Annotated in this window: 26 protein-coding genes, 2 tRNA genes and 1 other RNA gene; 20 read left to right on the forward strand and 9 right to left on the reverse strand. The window is 68.5% G+C overall.

Annotated elements, in window-relative coordinates; translation table 11 throughout:
- Positions 1 to 106 precede the first annotated feature (106 nt).
- The 3 genes from J2X58_RS02460 to dnaQ are packed head-to-tail and all read left to right on the forward strand — an operon-like array spanning position 107 to position 1,983.
- Complete coding sequence (locus J2X58_RS02460; protein ID WP_090054247.1) at positions 107 to 799, forward strand: methyltransferase domain-containing protein; 693 nt, start codon at positions 107 to 109, stop codon at positions 797 to 799.
- 3 nt (positions 800 to 802) lie between these two features.
- Positions 803 to 1,264 carry a ribonuclease HI gene (rnhA, locus tag J2X58_RS02465; protein ID WP_090054245.1) on the forward strand — a complete coding sequence of 154 codons (462 nt, stop codon included), beginning with the start codon at positions 803 to 805 and terminating at the stop codon, positions 1,262 to 1,264.
- On the forward strand, positions 1,261 to 1,983 hold the full coding sequence (gene dnaQ, locus J2X58_RS02470) for a DNA polymerase III subunit epsilon (RefSeq protein ID WP_090054243.1): 723 nt from the start codon (positions 1,261 to 1,263) through the stop codon (positions 1,981 to 1,983). The genes rnhA and dnaQ overlap by 4 nt, the downstream gene beginning before the upstream one ends.
- A 73-nt stretch (positions 1,984 to 2,056) precedes the next feature.
- Here dnaQ and J2X58_RS02475 read toward each other — a convergent pair whose 3' ends face one another.
- Positions 2,057 to 2,761 (reverse strand): protein phosphatase 2C domain-containing protein, encoded by a 705-nt coding sequence (locus tag J2X58_RS02475; RefSeq protein WP_310046239.1) that lies wholly within the window; start codon positions 2,759 to 2,761, stop codon positions 2,057 to 2,059.
- A gap of 146 nt (positions 2,762 to 2,907) precedes the next feature.
- Here J2X58_RS02475 and J2X58_RS02480 point away from each other — a divergent pair.
- Positions 2,908 to 2,997: transfer RNA gene (locus J2X58_RS02480), tRNA-Ser, on the forward strand.
- Positions 2,998 to 3,083: 86 nt separating this feature from the next.
- On the opposite strand, the gene J2X58_RS02485 is transcribed toward J2X58_RS02480, so the two are convergent.
- Positions 3,084 to 3,326, reverse strand: coding sequence for a hypothetical protein (locus J2X58_RS02485; RefSeq protein ID WP_310046240.1), 243 nt, complete (start codon positions 3,324 to 3,326; stop codon positions 3,084 to 3,086).
- Positions 3,327 to 3,479: 153 nt separating this feature from the next.
- Here J2X58_RS02485 and J2X58_RS02490 point away from each other — a divergent pair, with 153 nt between their 5' ends.
- The 4 genes from J2X58_RS02490 (at position 3,480) to J2X58_RS02505 (ending at position 6,463) form a co-directional block, all read left to right on the forward strand.
- A complete protein-coding gene (locus J2X58_RS02490) occupies positions 3,480 to 3,641 on the forward strand; it encodes a hypothetical protein (RefSeq protein ID WP_175472801.1) in 162 nt (53 codons plus the stop codon).
- 106 nt (positions 3,642 to 3,747) lie between these two features.
- Positions 3,748 to 4,659 (forward strand): YihY/virulence factor BrkB family protein, encoded by a 912-nt coding sequence (locus J2X58_RS02495; RefSeq protein ID WP_310046242.1) that lies wholly within the window; start codon positions 3,748 to 3,750, stop codon positions 4,657 to 4,659.
- A 45-nt stretch (positions 4,660 to 4,704) separates the two neighbouring features.
- Complete coding sequence (locus J2X58_RS02500; RefSeq protein WP_310046244.1) at positions 4,705 to 5,994, forward strand: Nramp family divalent metal transporter; 1,290 nt, start codon at positions 4,705 to 4,707, stop codon at positions 5,992 to 5,994.
- A gap of 64 nt (positions 5,995 to 6,058) precedes the next feature.
- Positions 6,059 to 6,463: a DUF6165 family protein gene (locus J2X58_RS02505; RefSeq protein ID WP_310046245.1), complete on the forward strand. Its 405-nt coding sequence runs from the start codon at positions 6,059 to 6,061 to the stop codon at positions 6,461 to 6,463.
- 88 nt (positions 6,464 to 6,551) lie between these two features.
- Here J2X58_RS02505 and J2X58_RS02510 read toward each other — a convergent pair whose 3' ends face one another.
- Positions 6,552 to 7,577: a glycosyltransferase family 9 protein gene (locus J2X58_RS02510; protein ID WP_310046247.1), complete on the reverse strand. Its 1,026-nt coding sequence runs from the start codon at positions 7,575 to 7,577 to the stop codon at positions 6,552 to 6,554.
- A 97-nt stretch (positions 7,578 to 7,674) separates the two neighbouring features.
- On the opposite strand from J2X58_RS02510, the gene J2X58_RS02515 reads away from it, so the two are divergent.
- The 8 genes from J2X58_RS02515 to J2X58_RS02550 all read left to right on the forward strand — a co-directional run bounded on the left by J2X58_RS02515 (position 7,675) and on the right by J2X58_RS02550 (position 12,824).
- The gene (locus tag J2X58_RS02515) at positions 7,675 to 8,403 is read left to right on the forward strand and encodes a 3-deoxy-D-manno-octulosonic acid kinase (protein ID WP_310047884.1); all 729 of its coding nucleotides are present in this window, start codon (positions 7,675 to 7,677) and stop codon (positions 8,401 to 8,403) included.
- Positions 8,400 to 9,158: an MBL fold metallo-hydrolase gene (locus J2X58_RS02520; protein ID WP_310046248.1), complete on the forward strand. Its 759-nt coding sequence runs from the start codon at positions 8,400 to 8,402 to the stop codon at positions 9,156 to 9,158. Before J2X58_RS02515 ends, J2X58_RS02520 begins: the two co-directional genes overlap by 4 nt.
- Before the next feature lie 151 nt (positions 9,159 to 9,309).
- Positions 9,310 to 9,400: transfer RNA gene (locus J2X58_RS02525), tRNA-Ser, on the forward strand.
- Between the two features lie 274 nt (positions 9,401 to 9,674).
- An RNA gene (gene ffs / locus J2X58_RS02530) (signal recognition particle sRNA small type) lies at positions 9,675 to 9,771 on the forward strand.
- A gap of 76 nt (positions 9,772 to 9,847) precedes the next feature.
- Complete coding sequence (dnaX, locus tag J2X58_RS02535) at positions 9,848 to 11,518, forward strand: DNA polymerase III subunit gamma/tau (protein ID WP_310046250.1); 1,671 nt, start codon at positions 9,848 to 9,850, stop codon at positions 11,516 to 11,518.
- Entirely contained in the window at positions 11,515 to 11,838 is a 324-nt protein-coding gene (locus J2X58_RS02540; RefSeq protein ID WP_090054226.1) for a YbaB/EbfC family nucleoid-associated protein, read from the forward strand. Before dnaX ends, J2X58_RS02540 begins: the two co-directional genes overlap by 4 nt.
- Before the next feature lie 19 nt (positions 11,839 to 11,857).
- Positions 11,858 to 12,460, forward strand: a complete 603-nt coding sequence (recR, locus tag J2X58_RS02545; protein ID WP_090054224.1) for a recombination mediator RecR — start codon at positions 11,858 to 11,860, stop codon at positions 12,458 to 12,460.
- A gap of 19 nt (positions 12,461 to 12,479) precedes the next feature.
- Positions 12,480 to 12,824, forward strand: a complete 345-nt coding sequence (locus J2X58_RS02550) for a histidine triad nucleotide-binding protein (protein ID WP_310046251.1) — start codon at positions 12,480 to 12,482, stop codon at positions 12,822 to 12,824.
- Positions 12,825 to 12,900: 76 nt separating this feature from the next.
- On the opposite strand, the gene J2X58_RS02555 is transcribed toward J2X58_RS02550, so the two are convergent.
- Genes J2X58_RS02555 through J2X58_RS02570 form a run of 4 tightly spaced genes read right to left on the reverse strand, consistent with a single transcriptional unit; the run spans position 12,901 to position 17,399 of the window.
- Entirely contained in the window at positions 12,901 to 13,503 is a 603-nt protein-coding gene (locus tag J2X58_RS02555) for a Slp family lipoprotein (RefSeq protein ID WP_090177658.1), read from the reverse strand.
- A 43-nt stretch (positions 13,504 to 13,546) separates the two neighbouring features.
- On the reverse strand, positions 13,547 to 15,535 hold the full coding sequence (locus J2X58_RS02560) for a DUF3488 and transglutaminase-like domain-containing protein (protein WP_310046252.1): 1,989 nt from the start codon (positions 15,533 to 15,535) through the stop codon (positions 13,547 to 13,549).
- Positions 15,532 to 16,488: a DUF58 domain-containing protein gene (locus J2X58_RS02565; RefSeq protein ID WP_090177652.1), complete on the reverse strand. Its 957-nt coding sequence runs from the start codon at positions 16,486 to 16,488 to the stop codon at positions 15,532 to 15,534. Before J2X58_RS02565 ends, J2X58_RS02560 begins: the two co-directional genes overlap by 4 nt.
- Complete coding sequence (locus J2X58_RS02570; protein WP_310046253.1) at positions 16,488 to 17,399, reverse strand: AAA family ATPase; 912 nt, start codon at positions 17,397 to 17,399, stop codon at positions 16,488 to 16,490. Before J2X58_RS02570 ends, J2X58_RS02565 begins: the two co-directional genes overlap by 1 nt.
- Before the next feature lie 35 nt (positions 17,400 to 17,434).
- Between J2X58_RS02570 and J2X58_RS02575 the strand changes: the two genes are divergently transcribed.
- The gene (locus tag J2X58_RS02575; protein ID WP_310046254.1) at positions 17,435 to 19,048 is read left to right on the forward strand and encodes a glycosyltransferase family 39 protein; all 1,614 of its coding nucleotides are present in this window, start codon (positions 17,435 to 17,437) and stop codon (positions 19,046 to 19,048) included.
- A gap of 5 nt (positions 19,049 to 19,053) precedes the next feature.
- Here J2X58_RS02575 and J2X58_RS02580 read toward each other — a convergent pair whose 3' ends face one another.
- Positions 19,054 to 19,638, reverse strand: a complete 585-nt coding sequence (locus tag J2X58_RS02580; protein WP_310046255.1) for a Maf family protein — start codon at positions 19,636 to 19,638, stop codon at positions 19,054 to 19,056.
- 1 nt (position 19,639) lies between these two features.
- Entirely contained in the window at positions 19,640 to 20,086 is a 447-nt protein-coding gene (locus J2X58_RS02585; RefSeq protein ID WP_254779140.1) for a hypothetical protein, read from the reverse strand.
- Between the two features lie 157 nt (positions 20,087 to 20,243).
- Between J2X58_RS02585 and J2X58_RS02590 the strand changes: the two genes are divergently transcribed.
- The 3 genes from J2X58_RS02590 (at position 20,244) to J2X58_RS02600 (ending at position 22,080) form a co-directional block, all read left to right on the forward strand.
- On the forward strand, positions 20,244 to 20,762 hold the full coding sequence (locus J2X58_RS02590) for a YceD family protein (protein ID WP_090054212.1): 519 nt from the start codon (positions 20,244 to 20,246) through the stop codon (positions 20,760 to 20,762).
- Positions 20,763 to 20,780: 18 nt separating this feature from the next.
- On the forward strand, positions 20,781 to 20,975 hold the full coding sequence (rpmF, locus tag J2X58_RS02595) for a 50S ribosomal protein L32 (RefSeq protein WP_090054210.1): 195 nt from the start codon (positions 20,781 to 20,783) through the stop codon (positions 20,973 to 20,975).
- A 136-nt stretch (positions 20,976 to 21,111) separates the two neighbouring features.
- Positions 21,112 to 22,080, forward strand: a complete 969-nt coding sequence (locus tag J2X58_RS02600; protein ID WP_090054207.1) for a beta-ketoacyl-ACP synthase III — start codon at positions 21,112 to 21,114, stop codon at positions 22,078 to 22,080.
- Positions 22,081 to 22,282: the final 202 nt, after the last annotated feature.

Genomic DNA, 22,282 nt, shown 5'->3' on the forward strand with positions numbered 1-22,282 from the left:
ATGCGGACCGGGCGGGGCGGCCGGACTATATCAGCCGGGTATATCTCGCTCGTTAGTAAGTCGTTAACCCATGCGCCCCCCGTTCAACCCCACTACACTCCCGTGCATGCCGCATTTCGCCCACGACATCTACGCCACGCCGCAGATCGGCAAGCTGCTCGCCGACGAGGCGCGCGTGCTCGGCCCCCTGCTGTCCCGCTGTACCGGGGAGCACGGCCTGCACCTGACCACGTCGGCGCCGGCCGAACCGCCCGCCATTCCGCTGCTGGGCCACTGGGCGACCGTCCGGGTCGCGGGAGCGACGCTGGGCGGGGATATCCGCGCGAGTGGCCTGGAGCCGCTCCCGTTCGCCGACGAAGCGTTCGGGGTCGTCCTGCTCCGGCACGCGCTGGAAACCACGGCGCGCCAGGACAACCTCCTCGACGAGGCGATCCGCGTGCTGGCGCCCGGAGGTATGCTGGCGATCACCGGCATCCACCCCGTGGGACTCTGGTCGCCGTGGGTCGCGCGACAGAGTCGCGGTTCCCGGCCGCGCCTCACGTGGCCATGGTGGTGGAGCCAGCGCCTGGTGCGCGACGAGTTCGAGCTCTCGATGCCGCGCCGCCTCGGCAGCGCCTGGCCCCGCGCCGGTGGCACCGCGATGGCGGAGTCGATCTTCGGCGGCGGTTACTTCCTCGTGGCGCGCAAAAAGCGTCCGTCGGCGGTACCCTTGCGCACCCGCGAGGTCGCCGTGCCGACCCCCATGCCCGGCACGCTCGCCTCCGGCGCGCGTCGCCATGCCCGTGAATCCATCAGCTGACCTATGACCGACACCGATACCGTTGAAGCCTTCACCGACGGCGCCTGCCTGGGTAACCCCGGCCCCGGCGGCTGGGCCGCGCTGCTGCGCGCGAAGGGCGTGGAAAAGATGCTCTCCGGCGGCGAGGCGGACACCACGAACAACCGCATGGAGATGATGGCCGCGATCTGCGCGCTCGAAGCGCTCACGCGCCGCTGCAACGTGCACCTGATGACCGATTCGAAGTACGTCATGCAGGGCGTGCAGGAGTGGGTGCCGAAATGGCGCCGCAACGGCTGGAAGACCGCCGACAAGAAGCCGGTGAAGAACCAGGACCTCTGGATCCGCCTCGACCAGGCCGCCGCGGCGCACACGGTCACGTGGGAATGGGTCAAGGGGCATAACGGCCACGTCGAGAACGAGCGCGTCGATGTCGCGGCGCGCGACCAGGCGATCATCTACAAGGCGAAGGGGAAGGTGGCATGAGGCAGATCGTCCTCGATACGGAAACCACCGGCCTCGAAGCGCACCTCGGTCACCGGCTCATCGAAATCGGCGCGGTCGAGATGATCGGCCGGCGCCCCACGGGCCGCCACTTCCACACCTACCTGAACCCCGAGCGCGCGATCGACGCGGAGGCGAGCGCGGTAACCGGCATCAAGGACGCCGACCTCGTCGACAAGCCGTTCTTCCGCGACAAGGTGGACGAGTTCATCGAGTTCATCCGCGGCGCGGAGCTGATCATCCACAACGCGGCGTTCGACGTCGGCTTCATCAACGCCGAGCTGAAGCGGATGGGCGACGCGTACGGCACGGTGACCGATCACGCCACGGTGCTCGACACGCTGCTCATGGCGCGGCAGATGTATCCCGGGCAGCGCAACAGCCTCGATGCGCTGTGCAAGCGCCTCGGGGTCGACAACACGAAGCGCGACCTCCACGGCGGCCTGCTCGACGCCCAGCTGCTCGCCGAAGTCTATATCGCGATGACCTCGGGCCAGGTGACGCTCGACTTCGCCCTCGATGCGGGTGCAGACCACCGCGGCCCGAGCCATCTGGGCGAGATCGTGATCACGCGTCGACCCATCGTGCGTCGCGCGGATGCGCACGAACTCGAACTGCACACGAAACGCCTCGATGCGCTCGACAAGTCGTCGGGCGGCCAGAGCATCTGGCGCAAGCTGGAATCCGAAACGCTGCACTGACCCGCCGCGCTCCTGTCCACGGGTGGGAGCGCGCTCGCCCGGGAACAGTGCCGCTACGCCAGTGAATCGCCGATCACGCCGCCGCGCGCAGCAGGATCACCGTGACGTTGTCGCGCGCACTGCCACCGAGCGCCTCGAGCAGCAGATGATCCACGCTCTCCTGCGCCGCGATGTCGGTGCGTGCCACGATCTCGCCGATCCGCGCGTCGGTGACTTCGTCGGTGAGCCCGTCGGTGCACAGCAACAACCGCGCGCCGGGGGCGAGTTCGCCACGCGCGAGGCCGATGTGCAGCTGCGCCGGCGACGTGATGCCCAGTGCCTGCGTCAGCACGCTCCGCTGCGGATGCGCACGCGCCTGCTCCTCGGTCAGCTCACCCGACTCGACCAGCGCCTCGACGATGGAATGATCGTGCGACAGGCGGCGAAGCTCGCCATCCCAGCGATAGATCCGGCTGTCGCCGACCCATGCCGCCTCGTACGAGCGACCGACGATCCGCACGGCGGCGATGGTCGTGCCCATCGGTCGCGACTCGGCCAGGCCGCTGGAACGCGCCAGCAGCGCCTCGTTCACCCGCTGGATCGCGTCGACGAGCGACTGGCCGGCGGACACCTGCGCCACGACGCCGTCGCGGGCCGTGGCGGAGGCCACTTCGCCGTGCCGATGCCCGCCCATGCCGTCCACCACCAGGAACAGGCCCAACGAGGCGTCGGCATAGTAGGTGTCCTCGTTGCGCGTACGGCGAAGTCCCGTATGCGTGCCATGTCCGAACTCGATCATGTGGGGCCTGGAATGCGAGGGGAAGGGCGCGGGAAGCGCCCGGATGCCCGGGCAGGATGCCCCATCAAAAGCCTGTTGTCACGGGCGTGAAGACCCACTATCATTGCGGGCCCGGCAGTGCTCAACCACTGCCGTCGACCGTTCACGGAGAGGTGGCAGAGTGGTCGAATGTACCTGACTCGAAATCAGGCGTACGTGTAAGCGTACCGTGGGTTCGAATCCCACCCTCTCCGCCAGTACAAAACAAAAGCCCCGCAGCGATGCGGGGCTTTTGTTTTTTCCTTCGTCTACCTGCTTGCCACGCTGAACGGCCCTTGCGGCATCACGCCTCCAGCGGGTCGTCCTCGTGCAGTTCGTCCATCCATCCACGGCGGCGATGGAACACCCATTCCACATGCTCGGAGAAGAGGACATCGATGTGGCCGCCCTGGTCCATCGCCTCGAGCCGGTGGCCCGTGACGTTGCCGAGGTGGGCGGCCTGCGCTTCGTAGCCGGAGATGCCTTCCTTCTCGAGCTGGTCGAGGATGGCGCGCAGGTTGGCGTGACGGGCGTGCTGGACTGGCATGGGCGGTCGCTCGGCAAGGTAATGAGTCATCGGCGCCGCACGCCCGGACTTTAGCGGGCGGCACCGGCGTGACGGGCGTCGTGACATCGCGACCACGGCGCGGGCAGGCGTAGCGGCGGAGCCTCACCTGTACCCACGGCCCGGAGAAACGCCATGAACGACACATCCCGCGATCATCGCCCGCAATCGGGTGACCGTAACAACGACTACGTCGCGAACAACGACAAGCCTCAGCAGGAAAAGCGCGACCGCGAGGTCAAGGAGGGGGAGGAAAAGATGGACGAGATCAGCAAGCGCGACGAGGGAGTCCGCTAACCCGAATCCCGGAACCGTTTCGTCCGCGTCGATTTCACATCGCCTGCGCCCCGTCTTTATCGACGTCCACCGATGGTGTGGCCGACGAGATGACGGAGGCAGGGCGATGAAAGCGGCATGGGGCGGCGTCAAACGCACGGTGATGTCGGCGGTCGACGGATTCAGCGACGACGAACTGATCACCCGCGCGGCGGCGTTGTCGTTCTACGCGGCGCTGTCCTTCGCCCCGTTGTTGCTTCTGCTCGTGTGGACCGTATCCATGCTCCATCCCGCATGGCAGGGCGAACTCTCCGAGGCGCTGGCGGGCGTCGTAGGCACCAAGGCGGCCGAGGCGCTGAATGCCGTCATCGCGAGCGCGAAGTCGCATCCGAAGCTCGGCGATATCGCCGGCATTATCGGCATCGGCGTGACGCTGTTCGGTGCCTCGGCCGTATTCGCGCAGCTGCAGGGCACGCTGGATCGTGTCTGGCGCGTCAAGCCGAAGCCCGGTGCCGCACTGAGCGCATGGCTTCGCGCCCGTGCCCGCGCGTTCGCGTTGCTGGGCGGCATCGCGTTCATGATGATCATTTCCTTCGTCGTCAGCGCCGCCATCCAGACCCTGGTGCGCGGCGACGGCACCGCGTGGAAGATCGTCGAATACGCGATCTCCGTCGTCGTCTTCATCGCCGCCTTCGCGACGATGTACAAGGTGCTGCCGGACGCCGTGATCGACTGGAACGAGGCGATCATCGGCGCCATCCTGACGACGGCGCTGTTCCTGCTGGGCAAGTACGCCATCGGTCTGTACATCCAGTACTCGGACGTCGGCGGTGCGTACGGCCCGGCGGGCGCCTTCATCGTGCTGCTGACGTGGACCTATTACTCGTCGATCATCGTGCTGCTCGGTGCCGAACTGACCCGGGGCGTCGCCGATGCGCGCGGCAAGCCCATCCGGCCCAGCGTGCATGCGGTCGAGATCGAGGCGGCGCCCGCCGAGATTTCCGCGTCGCCACGGACCGAATCGGCGGGGCATTCGTAGTATGTTGATCGCGCAGGGCGGCGCCACCGCCGTCGACGGGAGCTGATGGTGCTCCAGAAGGTCACTCCGGAGCGGACCGAAGAACCGGCCATGCGCGAGGTCCTCGACGGACGTCGCCGGGGCCTGTCGGCCCTGTTGCCGTTCGCCGGGCCGGCGGTGGTCGTGTCGGTGGCATACATCGATCCCGGCAACTTCGCCACGAACATCCAGGCCGGCGCGCGCTACGGATACGCGCTGCTCTGGGTGGTGGTGATGGCCAACCTGGTGGCCATGCTGTTCCAGAGCCTGTCCGCGCGCCTCGGCATCGTTACGGGCTACAGCCTCGCCGAGGTCTGCCGCGAGAATCTGCCGAAGCCGCTGGTGTACGTGATGTGGGTGGTCAGCGAGCTCGCCGCCATGGCGACCGACCTGGCGGAGTTCCTCGGCGGCGCGATCGGTCTCGCCTTGCTCTTCCACCTTCCGCTGCTCGTCGGCATGGGCATCACGGCGGTGGTCACCTATGGCCTGCTGTTGCTGGAGGGGAAGGGGTATCGCCGGCTGGAGCTGACGATCGGCGCGCTGGTCGGAGTCGTCGGGCTGTCGTACCTCGCGGAACTGTTCATCGCGCCGGTCGGCTGGGCGTCGCTGGGTCGGCAGATCTTCGTGCCGAACCTGCCAGACGGCGCGGCCGTGGCCATCGCCGTCGGCATCATCGGCGCCACCGTGATGCCGCATGCGTTGTTCCTGCATTCCGGTCTCACCGAGCGCCGCGCGCGGCCGAAGACGACCGACGAACGCCGGCGCATCATCCGGCTGTCAAACCTCGAAGTGGTGCTGGCGCTGTCGGTCGCGGGTCTGATCAACCTCGCGATGGTGGTGATGGCGGCAGGCGCCTTCCACGGCAGCCATCCCGACGTGGCGAAGATCGAGACCGCCTATCAGACGCTCGTGCCGCTGCTTGGCGCCGCCGCCGCCACGATCTTCCTCGTCTCGCTGATCGCCTCGGGCTTTTCCAGTTCCGTGGTGGGCACGATGGCGGGCCAGATGATCATGCAGGGCTTCGTGTCCTTCAGCATTCCGCTCTGGCTGCGTCGCGCCATCACGATGATTCCGAGCTTCGCGGTCGTCATCGCCGGTGTCGACGCGACGCGCGCCCTGGTGCTCAGCCAGATCGCGCTGAGCATCGCGTTGCCGTTCCCCATGATCGCGCTGGTCTGGTTCACCAGCCGCCGGGCGGTCATGGGCCACTTCCGCAACCGGCCGGCGGTCAGCGTCGCCGCGGTCGTGGCGGCGCTGGTCGTGCTGGCCCTCAACGTCGTGCTCCTGCTCGATACCTTCGGGGTGGTGGCGCTCTGAGGGCGCGCCGGGCGGGCCGTGAAACTGCTAACCTGCGCGGTCTGACGAACCGGAGATTTTGCCCATGAGCCTCATCCAGACCCCCGTTTCCTACGGCGAGCTGATCGACAAGATCACGATCCTCCAGATCAAGCTGCAGCAGATCAAGGACGAGGCGAAGCTGGCGAACGTCCGCAACGAACTCGAGCTGCTCGACGCCACCTGGAAGAACGACTCCGCTTCCGACACGGACATCGCCGACGAAACGGCGCGCCTGCTCGCCGTGAACCAGCGCCTCTGGAAGATCGAGGACGACATCCGCCTCAAGGAAAAGGCGCAGGCCTTCGACGCCGAGTTCATCCAGCTGGCCCGTTCGGTGTACATCGAGAACGACGAGCGCGCGGCCATCAAGCGCGAAATCAACGTCAAGCTCGGTTCCACGCTGATCGAGGAGAAGTCGTACCAGGATTACCGCGCGCCGCAGGCCTGAGGCGGGCGTTTTCGTAGAAGCGCACCTGGGCGCGACAGCTGCTCGCGGCAAGACCCCAATCGCGCCCAGGTGCGCTCCAACGACGGCATTAGCGGTTCAGCGCGAGCTTCAGGTGCGCCGAGCATACCTCGAAGCGGTCGATCATCTCGTCGACCTGCACCAGGTCCATGACGCCGGGTTTCTCGATCTTGGTGCCCCACGGAATCTCCGAGGCCGGCTTGCCGAAGAACTTCCGTGACGCCGCGTCGTACTTGTCGACGCACCAGCGACGGTCGGAGTACGGGCCCGACCGGTCCGGGTTGCTGGCGGCATGCAGCCCGAGCACCTTTATGCCGGCCGCGTTGGCCATGTGCATCGGGCCGGAATCCGGCGTCAGGATCATGTGGCTGCGCGCGAGCAGCGCCATGAAACGCTTGAGGGTGTCCTTGCCCGTGAGGTCCATGGGCGCCTCGCGCACGGCCGCGAGGACCGCGTCCGCAAGCGCACGCTCCGGTTCCGACGGCCCGCCCACGAGCGCCACGCGCGCACCTCGCGCCATGGCGTGGTCGATCAGCGCGGCGTAGCGTTCCACGCGCCAGTTACGGACGGTATGGCTCGACATCGGACTGACCAGCAACGTGGGCGCGTCGCCGGGAAGCTGCGCCGCGGCCCATTCGTGCGCCTCGGCCGGTACCGGAATGTCCCAGCGCACCTCGGTCTGCTTCAGGCCCAGCGGTTCGATGAAACTCGCCATGGCATCCAGCACGTGCTCACCGCTGCGCGCCGGGATCCGCTCGTTGACGAACAGGCCGTGCAGGTCCTTCGAGCGCGCGCGGTCGTAGCCGATGCGCCGATCGGCCTTCACGGCGAGGCTGAGGAGGTTGGAGCGCAGCGCGACCTGCATGTGCAGCAGGGCGTCGAAGCGGCGACCGGCCAGCGCGTCGCGGACGGCACGGATGCCGGCCTTGCCCGCGCCCTTGTCGAACGTGACGAACTCCACTCCCGGCAGATCGCCCACCAGCTTGCGCTCCAGCTTGCCGACGATCCATGTCAGACGGGTGCCGGGCGACTTTTCCTGCAAGGTGCGCACCAGCGGCACCACATGGGTGACATCACCAATGGCCGATGTCCGCATGATGCAGAGGCTGGAGTCTCCCGGCGGGAGGGGGCGGCTTGTTAGACTGGACACGATCGGATTACCGGACAGGTGGCCGCGGAAGGCGGCCGGGCAAATGACAGAGCAGCAACTGGATGCGGGTGCGGGCGGCACGATTCTGTTCGACGCCGCCCGTGCACCTCAAGTCGACGCCGACTGGTTCTCGCCCCACCGTTGGCGCGAACGCGGTGCGCTGCGCTCGCAGGCGGGTGGGCGCGGCGGGGTCGCGATCATCGAGACCCCGGCCGGCGAGGCCGTCCTGCGTCATTATCGCCGCGGCGGCATGGTCGCGCGTCTGTTTGGCGACCACTATCTGTTCATGGGCGGCCGAAGGACGCGAAGCGCGCGCGAATTCCGGCTGCTCGCCGAGCTGGCAAAGCGAGGCCTTCCGGTTCCCGCCCCGATCGCCTCGCGTTACGTTCGCAAGGGCTGGCGGTACTCCGCCGATCTCATCACCGCCCTCATACCGGAGGCCGCCACGCTCGCCGAGCGACTAGCGGACGGCGCGTTCAACGCGACGCTCGCCGCGAAGGTGGGCGCGCTCGTGGCCGCGTTCCACCGCGAAGGGGCATGGCATGCGGACCTCAACGCGCACAACATCCTCGTCAACGGCGACGGGCTGTATCTGATCGACTTCGACCGGGGCCGCCTGCGTCGGCCGTCGGTGGGCTGGCGGCGCGCCAATCTGGCGCGACTGAAACGCTCGCTGGTGAAGCTCGGCGCGCGCGATGCCGCCGGCGACACGTTCGATGCCGAATGGTGGCCCGCGCTGGAGGAACAGTACGAACGGAGCATGCGCGAATGAGCTGGGACCTGCGTTTCCTCGGTACCGGCGCCGCGCACGCGGTGGAGCTCGGTTCGTCCGCCGTGGTGCTCGAACGCGACGGCGAGCCCGTGCTGCTGGTGGATTGCGGGCCGGACACGCTGGACCGCTACATGGCCACCTACGGTGAGCCGCCACGGGCGCTGTACGTCACCCATGTGCACATGGACCACGTCGCGGGCATGGAGCGGCTGTTCTTCCGCCTCTGGTTCGACGAGGCGCTGCGCGGCAAGACCCGGGTCTTCCTGCACGCGGCGCTGCTGCCCTGGCTGCAGGGTCGCGTCGCCGACTATCCGGGCGCGCTGGCGGAGGGCGGTGTGAACTACTGGGAGGCCTTCCACCTCATCCCGTGCACCCGGGGCTTCTGGCACGACGGCCTCTGGTTCGACGTCTTCCCGACCCGCCATCACGTCCAGGGCACGTCTTACGGGATCGCCCTGCGCGGCAGCTTCGTCTTCACCGGCGATACGCGGCCGGTGCCCGAGGCGCTGGCGCTGCACGGTGCCGAGGGCGAGCTGGTCGCGCACGACTGCGGCGTGATCGGCAACCCTTCCCATACGGGGGTCGACGACCTCGAACGCGAGTATCCGGACGAGGTTCGCGGGCGAATGGCGCTGTATCACTACGGGAGCGCCGAGGACGGCGAGACGCTGGTCTCGCGCGGCTACCGGATCGCGCGTCCCGGCGAGGCGCTGGCCCTGCCCGAACCGCATCCGCCGCGGCCGACGGCGGGCTGAGCGGGGCCTGGCGGATCCGTCGCGAACGGCTGTCGCGGCCGGGTCCGCTCCCACGAAAAAGCGGCGCGGCGCTTGTCTCGTTTCGGCGCTCCGGCTATCCTTCCGCTTCTTTGCCGGAACCGGAAGCCGGGAAAGAAGGATGTACCAGTGCGGAGAGGTGTCCGAGTGGTTTAAGGAGCACGCCTGGAAAGTGTGTATACGTTAATAGCGTATCGCGGGTTCGAATCCCGCCCTCTCCGCCAGTTACAAGAACTGAGGTACCCCAGATCCGCGGTCCCGTTCATCGGAGCGTCGGCCTGGGGGCGGGATTTGAACCCGCGCGGGTTCGACAAATTTGTCTGGAACAAATTTGGTCGGCCGCAGGCCGACCCCGGAGCGAAGCGGAGGGGCGAGGGCAGGACTGCCCGAGCAATCCCGGCCGGCGCACCAGGGTCGCGGCGATCTTCGCGATGCGAAGCGAGCCGTTCAGTGAAGCACGTGTGTCAGAGCGTTCAAAACTATCTTTTATGGTGGCCCTGTCGGTCCCCCCGCGACGATAGTCCGTAAACCCCGCCAGGTCCGGAAGGAAGCAACGGTAGCGGACGATTCGGGTGCCGGGGTGTGGCTGGCAGGGTCATCGCCTTTTCGGGGCACGCTTTCGCACCCCTCCGGACCTTGGCACAATCCCCTGTCGCCTCAAGGTATACGGCATGTCCTATCAGGTCCTCGCACGCAAGTGGCGCCCGCGCAAGTTCGCCGAACTCGTGGGGCAGGAGCACGTGGTCCGCGCGCTCACCAACGCGCTCGACTCCGGGCGCATGCACCATGCCTATCTTTTCACCGGCACTCGCGGCGTCGGCAAGACGACGATCGCGCGCATCTTCGCCAAGTCGCTCAACTGCGAGCGCGGTGAATCGGCCGATCCCTGCGGCGAGTGCGCCGTCTGCACCGCCGTGGACGCCGGTCGCTTCGTCGATCTGCTCGAGATCGACGCGGCGAGCAACACCGGCGTCGACGACGTGCGCGAAGTCATCGAGAACGCGCAGTACGCGCCGTCGCGGGGGCGCTTCAAGGTGTACCTCGTCGACGAGGTGCACATGCTGTCGAAGCCGGCGTTCAACGCGCTGCTGAAGACGCTGGAAGAGCCGCCGCCGCACGTGAAGTTCCTGCTCGCCACCACCGACCCGCAGAAGCTGCCGGTGACGGTGCTGTCGCGCTGCCTGAAGTTCAACCTGAAGCGACTTCTGCCCGAACAGATCTCCGGCCAGATGCGCCACATCCTCGGCGCCGAAGCCATCGAGTACGAAGAAGAGGCCATCGGCGAACTCGCGCATGGTGCCGACGGTTCGTTGCGCGACGGCCTCTCGCTGCTCGACCAGGCCATCGCCTACGGCGGGGGCTCGCTGCGCGCCGCGGACGTCCGCGCGATGCTCGGCAGCGTCGAGCGCGGCCAGGTGCTCGGCGTGCTCGACGCGCTCGCCTCGGGCGACGGCGCGGCGTTGATGGCCGAAGCGGATCGCATCGCTTCGTTCTCGCCCGATTTCGGCGGCGTGCTCGACGACCTCGCGACCGTGCTGCATCGCGTCCAGCTGATCCAGCTCGTGCCGGGCTATCGTGGTGAGGAGAGCGACACGGGCCTCGCGGCGCTGGCCGAGCGCTTTGCGCCGGAAGACGTGCAGCTGTATTACCAGATCGCCACCAACGGCCGTCGCGAATTGCCGATGGCGCCCGACGCCCGCATCGGCTTCGAGATGGTGCTGTTGCGCATGCACGCGTTCCGACCGGCAGAGGCCGGGCAGGGCGCTCCCGCGCCACGGCCCGCCGCCGCTCCGTCGCAGCCCGCGCCGGCCCGGCCGGTGGCCGCTCCCGCCGCCGCGGCACCCGCGCCGGCACCGCGGGCGCAGGCCACCGCTCCGGCGCCTGCGCCCGCTCCGCCGCCGGCTCCGGTCCCGGCGCCGGCCGCGCAGCGCCCGCTCTCCGTCGGTGCGAACGGCCTGCCGGACTGGCACGAGATCGTGGAGCGCGCCAACCTGCGCGGTCCGATCGGCCAGCTGGCGCAGAACTGCTCGCTGCGCGAGATGGACGGTGAAGGCATGGTGCTGGCGCTGACGCCTTCGCACATGCACCTGGCCGTGGAACCGCTCACCAGCCAGATGGAAGAAAAGGTCTCGCAGGCGCTCGGCCGCCGCGTGCGCTTCCGCTTCGTGGCGGACCGGGGGAACCTCGGTACCCCCGCCGAGCGTCGCGCGCAGGCGCAGAGCGACCTGCAGGCCAACGCGGAGGCTTCAATGGAGGCCGATCCGCTCGTACAGACGCTCAAGCGTGAATTCGACGCGCGCGTCATCCCGCAATCGATCAAACCCGTGGAGCCAGGAACGTGAAAGGTCAAATCGGTCAGCTGATGCAGCAGGCCCAGCGCATGCAGGACGAAATGAAGCGTGCGCAGGACGAACTCGCCAAGACGGAAATCACCGGCAGCGCCGGCGGTGGCCTCGTCACCGTGACGATGACGGGCGGCCACGAGGTGCGCGCGGTGCACATCGATCGCCAGGCGTTCGCCGACGATCCGGAGATGGCGGAAGACCTCGTCGCCGCGGCCGTGAACGACGCGGTGAACAAGATCGCCGAAATGAGCCGCACCCGCCTCGGCGGCGTCACCGCGGGGCTGAATCTGCCCCCCGGTTTCAAGATGCCGTTCTGACGGCTGACCGCCACCCACGATGAGCAACGGCTCCCGCCTCCTCGGTGAACTGATCGACGCGCTGCGCTGCCTCCCCGGCGTCGGCGCGAAGAGCGCGCAGCGCATGGCCTTCCATCTGCTCGAACGCGAGCGGCAGGGTGGCCTGCGCCTCGCATCCGCGCTGGAATCCGCCATGCGCGACGTCGGCAACTGCACCCGCTGCCGGAATTTCAGCGAGACGCCCGTGTGCACGCTGTGCGCGGCCGCCAGCCGCGACAAGCAGGTGCTCTGCGTCGTCGAATCGCCGTCCGACCTGGCGGCGATCGAGCAGGCCACCGGGTACCGCGGCCATTACTTCGTGTTGCTCGGTCGCCTGTCGCCGCTCGACGGCCTGGGTCCCGACGAACTCGGCCTTCCGCTCCTGGCCGAGCGGCTGGGGGAGGGCGAGGTCGAGGAAATGATCATAGCGACCAACCCCACCGTCGAAGGCGAGGCCACCGCGCATTACATCGGCCAGCTCGCCAGGGCGGCGGGAATTCGCGCCACGCGCCTCGCGCACGGCGTGCCGCTGGGCGGCGAGCTGGAGTTCGTCGACCGGGGCACGCTCGCCCACGCGTTCGGCAGCCGGCAATCGCTCGGCTAACCATGCAAGGAAACCTTCGATGACCGACACCATCTTCGCGAAGATCGTGCGCCGCGAGATCCCGGCCGACATCGTCTACGAGGACGACGACGTGCTCGCCTTCCGCGACCTCAATCCGCAGGCACCGGTGCACGTGCTGTTCATTCCCAAGCGCGCGATCGCGACGCTGGATGACGCCCGGCCCGACGACGCGACCCTGCTGGGCAAGCTCCTCCTCGCCGCGGCGGCGTATGCGCGCGCCCAGGGATTCGCGAACGACGGCTACCGCACGGTGATCAATACCAACGGCCACGGCGGCCAGACCGTGTTCCATATTCATGTGCATCTTTTGGCGGGACGACAGATGAGCTGGCCGCCGGGCTGAAACCGACCGAGCGTCCCATCGCGGCCAGGTCCGCTCCGACGAAAAAAGCCGGCTTTCGCCGGCTTTTTCTTTTCCCTTAGCGAGCCCGCGGTGGCGGGTGCGGCACGGGGCGCGGCACGATGATCGTGCGCGGGCGGTACCAGAACGGGTCGCCCCACGGACCATAGCCGTACGGGCCCCAACCCGGACCCCAGCCCGGACCCCAGAACGGGTCGTAGAAGCCTGGCGGGTAGCGCGTCACCGGGACGCGCTTGGGCCACAGGTAGACGACATCGGCCTCGACGCGCGGATAGGCGTAATCGAAGTCGCCGACCTTCTGGGTGACGGCGCCATGCAGCGTGCCGGTCACCGTGATCTCGCGACCGCGCGTGAACACTTCCGGATCGTAGAAGCCGTCGCGGCAGGCGACGAAGCGCCCCTGCGTTTCGTTCTTGCTGGCGGTCGGGCGCGCCTCGCTGTCCAGCGGCTCGGACAGGACGAAGAAGCAGGTCTGCTGCGGACCCGGCTCGGTCTTGATGATCTCGCCACCCCAGCGCACCTTCGCCCCCGGCGCGCCGCCCTGCTGGGCCCCGGCGGTGGAAACGTCGTTGAACTGGCCCTGCAACGGTTGGGGCACCGTGGCGCATGCGCCGAGCGCAAGTGTCGCGGCGGCGAGGACCAGCGGTTTATACATCGACATGTCACGTCTCCTTCAGGTGCCGGGCACGGCCGACACCATGCTCTTATTTGACCACGCGGCGCGGCTTTAATTCCTTCACCGCACGCCTGAATTCGGCGACCGATTCAGGCGGCGGTTCGTCATGCCCGTAACGCGACCGCAAGTAAAGCCCGCTCAACCTTTCCAATGCATTTCTATGTCCGGGCAACGCGCGCGCCGCGCGTGCCAGGTAGTGCTTCGGTCCCTCACCCGTCCGGCGCGAGACGCCGGCCCGAGCAAGTTTCCGCTGTAGACGTCTCATCCACGCATCCAGGGCATCGCCTTCACGCCGCTGGAACAGCGCCCAGCCGAGCGCGGCGGCGGCCAGCAGCGCGCACCCGATCGCGAACACGAGGGCGAGGTCGGATACCTCGGCGCGGGGCACGCCGAACGGTTGCAGCAATCCCTGCTGGCGCAACGCATCGAAACCGATAACGCCCTTGTTCCACCATTGGTTGACGATGTCCCAGCGATTGCGTAGGTCGCGCAACCAGGCCATGTCGAACAGGCCGTCACCCGCGCCGTGACCCGCTGCGGCGGCCGCCGCGCCCAGTTGCACGCGTTCGGGTCGCACCGCGCCCGTCGGGTCGAAGCGGACCCATCCCCGGCCATCGAGCCACACCTCCGACCACGCATGCGCATCCGAGTGGCGAACGAGAAGGTACCTGCCGGACGCGTTCCAGTAACCGCCCTGATACCCGGTGACGACACGTGCCGGCAGTCCGGCCGCGCGCATCAGGAACGTGAAGGACGAGGCGAAGTGCTCGCAGTAGCCTTCGCGCGTGCCGAACAGGAAATCGTCGATGCGGTCGCGTCCGAGGGGTGGGGCGGCGAGCGAGTACGAGAAGTCGTCGTGGAAGAGCGCCAGCGCCGCGGCGGCGATCGCCGCGTGATCGCTGCCGTAGCGCTGCGCCCAGGACGCGGCCAGCGCGCGCGCGCGGGGTCCCGTCTTCGGGGGCAGCCTGAGGTTCTCGGCGCGAACACTCTCATCGAGCGACGCCTCCAGTCGATACGCCGTGGCGGCCGTCGCGCTGAAGGCCAGCGTTTCATCGATCGGGCGATCGGCGACGGCGGTCTGATCGGGCCGGATGCGAACGCCGGGCGGCGCCGAAAGCGGGAGGTCGAGCATCGGCACGACGCGGTCGTGGGTCGGCTCCAGCGACGCCTGGTAGCGGATCGTCCGTGCGGCCTCGACGAGCGCCGGAGGTCGCCGCGTGCCGCGGAACGAGGGACGCCACGCGGTGCCGTCGAAGACCTGCATCGTGAAGGCGCGGAAATAACGCGCGCCCGGCGGCAGCGTTTCGCCGTCGACCGTCACCCGCATCGCGGGCGTGTCGTCGGTCATGATGTCGAGCATCTCGCCGGGCGACAGCTGGTTCGACAGCCCGACCTTCGCCTGGTTGTCCTGCGGCGTGCCCCACAGCGGGGAACTGAGGCGCGGCACGAACAGGAACGCGAACAACGAAAGCGGGACGGCCGCCAGCAGCGCGATCAGCACCGGCGTGAATTCGCGCGACCAGGGCGTCGACTGCGGATCGATCTCCTCGAGCGAGCGCAGCGTCGCCAGCGCCGGCACGATGCCGAGGCTGACCACGACGGTCGCGACGAGGCCCTGATCGAAGAGCAGGGCGCTCATGAGGGCGAAGCAGGCGAACGCCACGCCGACGCGCGCGTCGCGCCGGTGCTCGCTTTCCAGAAGCTTCAGCACGAGCAGGCCCACGGCGAACGCGCTGCCGGGTTCGCGCCCGAACAACGTGCCGTTCTGCACGATCACGGCGCCGAGCAGCAGGCCGATCAGCGGCAGCTTCAGCCAGGTGGGCGCATTGCGTCCGCCGCGGCGGCGTTGCCACCAGCGGGCGCCGAGCAGCACCGCGAGGGAGAGCGTCAGCCACCACGGCAGGTGCGTCGCGTGCACCAGCACGACGAAGGCCATCGTCACGGCCAGAAGGTCGAATGAGCGCCGCGCGAGGAGGGGATCGGCGACGGTCGCGACGGAGCGGCGGAAGCCCGTCATGGCCGGAGCGCCAGTGCGGTCATGCAGCGGTGGTAATGCTCGTCGCCCTGCGCGATGTCGAAATAGCCGTCGGGGAGTCGCAGGCTCCAGCGACGCCCGGATTCCCGCGCCTCGTCGACCCAGCGCGCGAGCCGCGCGATGCGCGATTCGTCGTCGAGTCCGTGCATGCCGTCCCAGTCGAGCCGCCAGTCTTCCTGCGGCGCGGGCTGCTCGAGGTCTTTCACCAGCAGGCCATGATGGCGTGCGCTGAGCTTCCAGGCGATCTGCCGTCGCGGATCGCCCGGCCGGTATTCGCGCAGCGCGGCGAGTTCGTCGCCGGGACGGGGACGGCCACGGTCCGCGTCGCCTTCGGGCTCGTACGGCTTGGGGCCGAGCGCTTCCGGGCGGGGGTAGACGAGCACGGCGCGGTCGGGATTCAGCCAGCTCCAGGCGCGGAACATGCCGAACGGCCAGCGGCTGTGGACACGCATCCGGGGCAGGTCGAGCCAGCCGCGGAACTCCGTGGGCAGGTCGAATTCGATCGTGGTCGAGCGTCCGCCCGGCACGGCGAAGACGAACTCGCGTTGCGCCACGTCGAGTCGTACGGCCATCCGGTCGCGCTGGCTCGCGCCGATGTCGAGGGACACGCGGATCGTTTCGCCGGCACGCGCCGTGCCTGCGCGGAGGCCGCCGATCGTCAGGCCATTGAGCACGCGGAACGCGACGAGCATGCTGCCGGCGGTCGAGGCACCCAGCAGGCAGGTGAGCACGAGCGCCGCGTTGTTCGAATAATTCAGCGAGCCGACCAGCATGACGGCGAGCAGGATCGCGAAGCCGACCCCGAACGCCGTGGGGACGATGTAGATGCGGCGCCGGTGCAGGAGGATCGGTAGCGGCTCCCGCTGGCGCAGGCGGGTGAGCGAGGGCAGGCGCCGCTCCGCCCAGGCGACGACGCGCTGCGCGCTGGCGAGCATCAGGGTACCGGCGTTTCGGCCAGGATCGCGCGTGCGATCGCTTCGCGGTGGCTTCCACGCGCGGGTACGAGTCGATGCGCCGCGGCGGGAACGAACACGGTCTGCAGGTCTTCCGGAATCACGTAATCGCGGCCGCTGACGAGCGCCCAGGCACGCGCCGCCGCGAGCAGCGCGAGTCCCGCGCGCGGCGACAGGCCGACCCGCACCTCGTTGTGCTTGCGGCTCGCGGCGAGCAGCGCCTGGAGGTAGTCGAGCAGGGTCCCGCTGGTCGTCACGGACTGGGCCGCGGCATGCAGTTGTCCGATCGCCGCCATGTCGAGGCGAGGCGACAGACCGGCCATCATGTCCCGACGGTCCTCGCCTGTGAGCAGCGCACGTTCCGCGACCGGGTCCGGGTAGTCGAGGCTCAGGCGCAGCATGAATCGGTCGAGCTGCGAATCCGGCAGGGGGAACGTGCCGGCGAGATCGAGCGGATTCTGGGTCGCGACGACGAAGAAAGGCTTCGGCAGTTCGTGCGTCGTGCCGTCGACGGTCGTCTGGCCTTCGGCCATGGCTTCGAGCAGCGCGCTCTGCGATTTCGGCGTCGCACGGTTGATCTCGTCGGCGAGCAGGAGGCTGGTGAAGATCGGGCCGGGATGGAAGCGGAACTCGCCGGTCTCGCGCTCGTAGACGCTGACTCCGATAATGTCGGAAGGCAGGAGGTCGCTGGTGAACTGGATGCGCTGGAAATCGAGATCGAACGTCGCGGCGAGCGCGTGCGCGAGCGTGGTCTTGCCCACGCCGGGCACGTCTTCGAGCAGCAGGTGGCCGCCCGCGATCAGGCAGGTGAAGGCGAGCTTCACCTGGCGCGGCTTGCCCAGCAGCACGCCGTTGACCTGCGCGAGCGCGGCGTCGAGGCGGTGCTTCAGCATTTCATCGTGGAGCGGATTCGGCGCGGACATGAGCGATGCGTTTGCCCCCCGGCGTGGCCATGTCGATGGTTGAGCGTTCGAGTGTAGCCGCGCGCGCGCGTTCGTGGCGAGGCGCTTTCCTCGTCCTGTTCGCGCTGACGTGCGTGGTCAAGCTGGTGATAGCGTGCACGTTGTCGCCTTTCGGTGACGAGGCGTTCTACTGGCAGGAGAGCCTTCGGCCGGCGTCGGGCTATAGCGATCTTCCCCCGGCGACCGCGTGGCTGATCGCGCTCTCGGAAGCCTGCCTAGGTCACGGCCTGCTGGCCATGCGTTTGCCGTTCCTGTGTATCGGCGCCCTGCTGCCCTGGCAGGCCGGTGCCATCGCGGCACGCGTCGGTGGAGAAACCGCCCGGTGGCAGGCGGCGATCGGCGTGACGCTGCTTCCGCTGGCGGGAAGCCTCGGCGTGCTCGCCTTGCCCGACGTGCCGCTCACCTTCGCCATTCTCCTCGCGACGCAGGGGTTGGTGGCGGCGCTCGACCGCGACCGCCTGGTCGACTGGTGCCTCCTGGGCGCCGGCCTCGCCATCGCCTGGACGACGCACTACCGGGCGGCCATGCCGATGCTCGCCGGGCTCGTCTTCCTCCTGATCACCGCGCGCGGCCGCGCGCTCTGGCGACGCCCGGGCCTCTGGTTCGCCCTGGCGATCGCCGCGATCGGTCTCGTTCCGATCGCGCTCTACAACATCGAAGCGCGCGGCGCGGGTGTCGCGTTCCAGGTGGTCGAGCGCAATCCCTGGCGATTCCAGGCCGACGCGCTCGTGCAGCCGCTCGAGCAGGCGCTGACCTGCACGCCGATCGCCTGGGTCGTCATGCTCTGGGCGCTGTGGCAGGCGTGGCGCCGGCGCGCGGTGGCGCCGTTCGACGCGGTCGGCGTCATCGGCGGCACCTTCGTGCTGGGCTACTTCGTGCTGGGCCTGTTCGCCGACGACGTGCGCTTCCGCGTGCACTGGCCGCTGCCCGGCTGGATCCTGGCGTGCACGGTGCTGCCGTCGCTGCTGCAGGAGGCCGGAAGCGGCTGGCGTCGCGCGGCGCTGGCGGGTTTCGCGCTCGCCGGCATCGGACTGGCCGCGGGTTTCGCCTGGCTGGGTCTCGCCGCCTCGACGCATGGCGCCGGCGTGCTCGCGGACGTCAAGGCGTTTCCGTCGAACTTCACGGGCTGGCGCGAAGCGTCGGACGCGGTGCGTGCCCGTCTCGCGGCGCGTCCCGGTGCGATCGTCGTCGCGGACAACTTCATGCTCGCCGCGGAACTGCGTTTCGTGCTGGGCGCGTCGGCGACCGTGTACTCGCTGGACAGCCCGTTGAACGTGAAGCACGGTCGCGCGCCGCAACTCGCGGCGTGGGGCGACGACGAGCGGGGCCTGGCGGCGCACGAGGGGCGACGCGTGCTCCTCGTGGTCGACGAGACATCGCTCCGCGAGCGCGAGCGTCCGGCATGGCTGGGCTCGATCTGCTCGCGGGTCGTCGACGTCGTGCCGGTATCGCGCGTCGATCTCTTCGGCGGCCGTCGACGGTTCGCGCTCTACGACGCCAGGGCAAGGGCGGGGCACGCGTCGATGGACCCCGAAGCCTGTCCGGTGTGGACGGCCTACCGCGCCGCCTACGACCGCTAGGCGACCTAGGGCAACACCACTCCCGCCGCGCGCAGCAGTCGTGCGGTCGCGATCAGGGGCAGGCCGACCAGCGCCGTGGGATCCTCGTTGTCGATGCGTTCGAACAGCACGATGCCCAGGCCTTCGCACTTGAAGCTGCCTGCGCAGTCGAGCGGGCGCTCGCGCTCCACGTAGCGCGCGATGTCTTCCGCCGAGAGGTCGCGGAAGCGCACGCGGGTTTCGTCCACATGCGTGGTCGCGTCGCCGTGCAGGTCGATCACGCAGACGGCGGTATGGAAGACCACCTCCCGACCGGAACTCGCGGCAAGTTGCCGGTGCGCCACGTGTACCGTGCCGGGCTTGTCGAGCACGCGCCCGTCGAGGTCCGCGACCTGGTCGGAGCCGATGACCACCGCGCCCGGATGCGACGCCGCCACGGCCCGCGCCTTGGCTTCGGCGAGCCGGGCGGCGCGATCCGCCGGTGGCTCGTCCGGCAGCGGCGCCTCGTCGGTGCCAGGCGCCGCCTGCTCGAAATGATCGAGCAGCCGGCGCAGCAGGGCGGCGCGGTAGGGCGACGTGGAGGCGAGGACGATGGTCGGCTGCGGTGACACGCTAGAAATCCTTGTGGATGTGTTCGCGGACGGCGGTATCGAGGGCCGTCTGCGCGTCGTCGAGCGCGCGCAGGCGCGGCTCGAGCTGGTGGCGGGCGCGGACGAGGGCGTCCACCGCCTGGTCGAGTTCGCGCTGGCTCGCGTCCGGGGCGCGGTCGCGGATCCAGAGCCGTTGCTGGAGCAGGGCGCGGAGTCCGGAGTCGACGGCCTGCTGGGCCTCGACCTCGCCCGCGGCGGGGAGGTCCGGACTGACCGACATCACGGCATGGGCGCGCTGGAGCCGGTCGCGACAGTCCTTGAGATCGGACTCGAGGCGGTCCGCGTTGTCCATGAGGTCCTGCAACGCGCCATGCCGCCGGCGCGAGCGCTGGTGGCGGAGGATCCACACGCACAGCGCGGCGGCCACCAGGATGACCCCGGCAAGTGCATAATACGCAACGGAAAACACGCTTCCTCTTCTCCCTCGCAGGCGTGTTGCGGCAGAATTCCCCGAACCTCGGCAGTCTGCCCGAAACGCGGCAGGCCGCGCAAAAGCGGCCGCGCACGCGTGTGAAGGCGCCTAACCGGTTGACTTCAGGGATGTTGATGCCTACCATTTCACGATTATGTCCGTGACCTTGCCATCGTCCGTGGACGCTTGGCGCGAAGTTCGTGCGCGGCGTTCGTTCCAGGGCCATCTTCCCGTGTCGGCGCTTGCCCGTCTCGGCGAAGTGGTCGCGTCGCCGGAAGGCGATGTCGCCTACGAGCTGGACTTCGGACGTGACGAACTGGGTGTGGCCTACGTGGCGGTGCGTGCGAACGCCTCGCTGACGGTCATCTGTCAGCGCTCGCTGGAGCCCTTCGTGCTCCCGGTGGCCGTCGACACACGCCTCGGACTGATCAAGCGGGAAGAGGAGGAAGCCGGCCTTCCCCCGGGATACGAGCCGCTGCTCCTCGAAGAGGACGGCAAGCTCGACCCCTCCGTGACGATCGAAGATGAACTGCTGTTGGCGCTGCCCCTGGTTCCGGTCAATCCGGCCTACGAGTTGCCCGACGACGTGACTGGACCTGGTGAGGACGACGAGCCCTCGCAGGAAACGACCGAAAACCCGTTCGCGGCACTCCGCGAACTCATGAAAAAGTAATTTCGCTGGAGATTTGCCATGGCCGTTGCCAAGAGCCGCAAGACCCCGTCCACCCGCGGCATGCGCCGTTCGCACGACGCGCTGAAGTCCGTGCAGCTGTCGACCGACCCGACCAGCGGTGAAGTCCACCTGCGTCACCACGTGACGAAGGACGGTTTCTACCGTGGCAAGAAGGTCATCGACACCCGCGGTGCGGTTGAAGTCGAGGACTGATCTTCCCGCCTAGGGACGATCTCGACGCAGGCGGCGCGGTGACGCGCCGCTTTGCGTTTGTGGCATACCGATTCATCCCGGCCCCGGGCCCGTTGATCGCGTCCGGGCGAATCCTCCCTGACATGGGGATACGGTCCTGAAATACGCACGCATCATCGGTACCGGCAGCGCACTTCCCGACAAGGTGCTGACCAACGCCGACCTCGAAAAAATCGTCGAAACGAGCGACGAGTGGATCCGCACGCGCACCGGCATCACCGAGCGCCACGTCGCGGCCGACGGCGAAACCACCGGCGATCTCGCCTTCCTCGCCGCGCAGCGCGCGCTCGAGGCGGCCGGCGTCAAGGCGTCCGAGATCGACCTGATCGTCCTCGGCACCACCACGCCCGACATCATTTTCCCGTCCACCGCCTGCCTCGTGCAGCACCGCCTCGGCGCCAACGGCTGCGCGGCGTTCGACGTCAACGCCGCCTGTTCCGGCTTCGTCTATGCCCTCGGCGTCGCCAACGCATTTATCCGCAGCGGACAGTCGAAGCGGGCGCTCGTGATCGGTGCGGAGACGCTGACCCGCATGGTCGACTGGACGGAACGCGAGACGTGCGTGCTGTTCGGCGACGGCGCCGGTGCGGTCGTGCTGGAAGCCTCGGACGAGCCGGGCATCTTCACCACGCGCCTGCGCGCGGACGGCGGGTTCAAGCATCTCCTGTTCAATCCGGTCGGCGTGTCCGCCGGATTCAAGGACGAGCCGAACCACGGCGTGCGCATCAACATGCTCGGCCGCGAAGTGTTCAAGGTCGCCGTGAAGACGCTCGATTCCCTCGTCGGCGAAACCCTCGAGGACGCTGGCATGAAGGAAGACGAGATCGACTGGCTGATCCCCCACCAGGCGAACCTGCGCATCATCGAAGCCACGGCAAAGCGCCTGAACATGTCGATGGACCGCGTGATCGTGACCGTCGACAAGCACGCCAACACGTCCGCCGGTTCGGTGCCGCTCGCGCTCGATTACGCGGTGCGTTCGGGCAAGGTCCAGCGCGGCCAGAACCTGCTGCTCGAGGCGTTCGGCGGCGGTTTCACGTGGGCCTCGGCGCTGCTGCGTTACTGATCGGCGCCCGTAGGAGCGCGCCTCGCGCGCGACATCTTTTTGCGAAGAGCGGCAGGTGCTGCGGCTCCCGGCCTCAAAAGCTGTCGCGCGCAGGGCGCGCTCCTACGGTGCATCGCCTCGGACGGCCGCGTACGCCCGCGAATGGTGCATTCGCCCATGGGTTGCTGGCACCATGCGCGGTTTGAAGTCCCGGAACCGTTTC

The organism is Luteibacter sp. 3190 (assembly GCF_031456385.1).
Classification (GTDB): Bacteria; Pseudomonadota; Gammaproteobacteria; order Xanthomonadales; family Rhodanobacteraceae; genus Luteibacter.

Coding starts and splice junctions, on each gene's coding strand:
- rnhA (WP_090054245.1), top strand. CDS start 803: ATGACCGACACCGATACCGTTGAAGCCTTCACCGACGGCGCCTGCCTG.
- J2X58_RS02475 (WP_310046239.1), bottom strand. CDS start 2,761: ATGATCGAGTTCGGACATGGCACGCATACGGGACTTCGCCGTACGCGC.
- J2X58_RS02500 (WP_310046244.1), top strand. CDS start 4,705: ATGGTGCTCCAGAAGGTCACTCCGGAGCGGACCGAAGAACCGGCCATG.
- rpmF (WP_090054210.1), top strand. CDS start 20,781: ATGGCCGTTGCCAAGAGCCGCAAGACCCCGTCCACCCGCGGCATGCGC.
- J2X58_RS02485 (WP_310046240.1), bottom strand. CDS start 3,326: ATGCCAGTCCAGCACGCCCGTCACGCCAACCTGCGCGCCATCCTCGAC.
- J2X58_RS02570 (WP_310046253.1), bottom strand. CDS start 17,399: ATGCTGAAGCACCGCCTCGACGCCGCGCTCGCGCAGGTCAACGGCGTG.
- J2X58_RS02575 (WP_310046254.1), top strand. CDS start 17,435: ATGCGTTTGCCCCCCGGCGTGGCCATGTCGATGGTTGAGCGTTCGAGT.
- J2X58_RS02590 (WP_090054212.1), top strand. CDS start 20,244: ATGTCCGTGACCTTGCCATCGTCCGTGGACGCTTGGCGCGAAGTTCGT.
- J2X58_RS02560 (WP_310046252.1), bottom strand. CDS start 15,535: ATGACGGGCTTCCGCCGCTCCGTCGCGACCGTCGCCGATCCCCTCCTC.
- recR (WP_090054224.1), top strand. CDS start 11,858: ATGAGCAACGGCTCCCGCCTCCTCGGTGAACTGATCGACGCGCTGCGC.
- J2X58_RS02550 (WP_310046251.1), top strand. CDS start 12,480: ATGACCGACACCATCTTCGCGAAGATCGTGCGCCGCGAGATCCCGGCC.
- dnaX (WP_310046250.1), top strand. CDS start 9,848: ATGTCCTATCAGGTCCTCGCACGCAAGTGGCGCCCGCGCAAGTTCGCC.
- J2X58_RS02520 (WP_310046248.1), top strand. CDS start 8,400: ATGAGCTGGGACCTGCGTTTCCTCGGTACCGGCGCCGCGCACGCGGTG.
- J2X58_RS02460 (WP_090054247.1), top strand. CDS start 107: ATGCCGCATTTCGCCCACGACATCTACGCCACGCCGCAGATCGGCAAG.
- J2X58_RS02490 (WP_175472801.1), top strand. CDS start 3,480: ATGAACGACACATCCCGCGATCATCGCCCGCAATCGGGTGACCGTAAC.
- J2X58_RS02505 (WP_310046245.1), top strand. CDS start 6,059: ATGAGCCTCATCCAGACCCCCGTTTCCTACGGCGAGCTGATCGACAAG.
- J2X58_RS02510 (WP_310046247.1), bottom strand. CDS start 7,577: ATGCGGACATCGGCCATTGGTGATGTCACCCATGTGGTGCCGCTGGTG.
- J2X58_RS02565 (WP_090177652.1), bottom strand. CDS start 16,488: ATGCTCGCCAGCGCGCAGCGCGTCGTCGCCTGGGCGGAGCGGCGCCTG.
- J2X58_RS02495 (WP_310046242.1), top strand. CDS start 3,748: ATGAAAGCGGCATGGGGCGGCGTCAAACGCACGGTGATGTCGGCGGTC.
- J2X58_RS02555 (WP_090177658.1), bottom strand. CDS start 13,503: ATGTCGATGTATAAACCGCTGGTCCTCGCCGCCGCGACACTTGCGCTC.
- J2X58_RS02515 (WP_310047884.1), top strand. CDS start 7,675: ATGACAGAGCAGCAACTGGATGCGGGTGCGGGCGGCACGATTCTGTTC.
- dnaQ (WP_090054243.1), top strand. CDS start 1,261: ATGAGGCAGATCGTCCTCGATACGGAAACCACCGGCCTCGAAGCGCAC.